This window comes from Phormidesmis sp. 146-33 (assembly GCF_052939515.1).
Map to the genome: position 1 here is coordinate 1 of NZ_JBJPHU010000277.1, position 1,572 is coordinate 1,572.

Genomic DNA, 1,572 nt, shown 5'->3' on the forward strand with positions numbered 1-1,572 from the left:
GATCGCTGCGTCTGATCAATCCTTCGCCCTACATGGCTTATTTTAATTTTGGCGATCGATCGATAGGCTTTAGAAAGCTTGTACTGTCCGGCTTGTAGATAGGTCACCAACCGTTCGGCAAACGGGCCCGGATCGACTTGATTAAATCCAGTGGATTCGTTGGCTCCAATCTGAGTTAGAACAGGCGCAATTTTTTCCACAAGTTCTGGACGATACTGCAAAATGCGGTGCAGCAGAATCTCGGCTGACTTGTAGACAGTTTGGCGATCGAATGTCCAGATTCCTTCAAATCGTCGCGACTGATCGACATGTAAATCAGGAACGCCCTGTTCGGATTCGTGAAATCGCTCTTTGCAGATCAGACAAGATGCGTACTGCTGCCCCAAGACGACGAGATGCCACTCTTTGCTCAGACCGTCGGCTGGCTCAAAGGCGATCGTTTCATACTGCTGAGAACGGTTGGCAAAATCGGTTTCGGGAGCCGCCAACACATACACCTGATCGGTGCGTTCGGCAATTCTCAAGTAGCGGTGAGATTCTTGACGATAAAACCGCTCTCGTTGAAAACTGGCAATCACTAAAGGACGATCGACCCCCGCCAAAACCTGGTCTTCCATTGCGTGGGAGAGGGCCGTCAACGAAGACTTAAAGTAAAGTTGGGGACGTACCTGGGGAAGCGCTTTGAGCAGGGTATCCAGGACTGAATCGGGGATGATCATCAATCGTTTTACAAGCCAGATTGGGTAATATCCAGCAGGCTAAGACTTGGCTCTGCGTCTTAACGGACAAACCGAACATTTCTAAGGGGTCTTCTCCGAATTAACCGCAGGTCAAGACGTAGCCACGCCAACGCACCACAGTTACTTGATTGTAAGGGGTCAGCAGGCCTCTGCCCCTATCTGCGAGTGTTTCTTAATGCTGAAGCGCGCTACTGTTCTAGGAGAACGACGGCATGGGCGGCGATCGCTTCTTCTCGCCCGACAGCATCCAGTTTTTCGTTAGTCGTCGCTTTAATCCCCAGTCGATCGGGTGGCAGCTTGAGAATGGTGGAGAGGCGCGATCGCATCGATTCAATATGAGGCTTGAGTTTGGGGCGCTCTGCTACGACGACAGAATCAATATTGCCAATTTGCCAGCCTTTATCTTGAATCAATTGATGCACCTGCGCCAACAGCACCAAACTATCAGCCCCAGCCCATCTTGGGTCGGTCGGCGGAAAGTAATGTCCAATATCTCCTAGACTCAGCGCCCCCAGCATGGCATCCATAATGGCGTGAGTCAGCACATCGGCATCACTATGGCCCAACAATCCTGTTTCATGCTCAATTTTGATCCCGCCCAAAATCAGGTCACGTCCAGCTACCAGGCGATGAATGTCGTACCCGTTTCCAATCCGAATGGTCATACGATTAGCCGTTAACTTTTAGCTTTTAGCTTACAGTCCGAGGGGAAAGTCTTCGATGTGAAGTTGGTTGAGGTCTTGACGCTGCCTCATCCCTCATCCCTCATCCCTCATCCCTCATCCCTCATCCCTCATCCCTCATCCCTCATCCCTCATCCCTCATCCCTCAT

Annotated in this window: 2 protein-coding genes; both read right to left on the reverse strand. The window is 51.0% G+C overall.

Features of this window, described 5'->3' with window-relative positions:
* On the reverse strand, window positions 1–719 hold a 719-nt coding region (locus tag ACJ2PR_RS35915), incomplete at its 3' end, for a DICT sensory domain-containing protein (protein ID WP_446880641.1).
* A gap of 209 nt (window positions 720–928) precedes the next feature.
* The gene (ispF, locus tag ACJ2PR_RS35920) at window positions 929–1,405 is read right to left on the reverse strand and encodes a 2-C-methyl-D-erythritol 2,4-cyclodiphosphate synthase (protein ID WP_446880642.1); all 477 of its coding nucleotides are present in this window, start codon (window positions 1,403–1,405) and stop codon (window positions 929–931) included.
* Window positions 1,406–1,572 lie beyond the last annotated feature (167 nt).

What these genes read in the sequence shown, in the direction of transcription:
- ispF (WP_446880642.1), bottom strand. Translation starts at nt 1,405, where the DNA reads ATGACCATTCGGATTGGAAACGGGTACGACATTCATCGCCTGGTAGCT.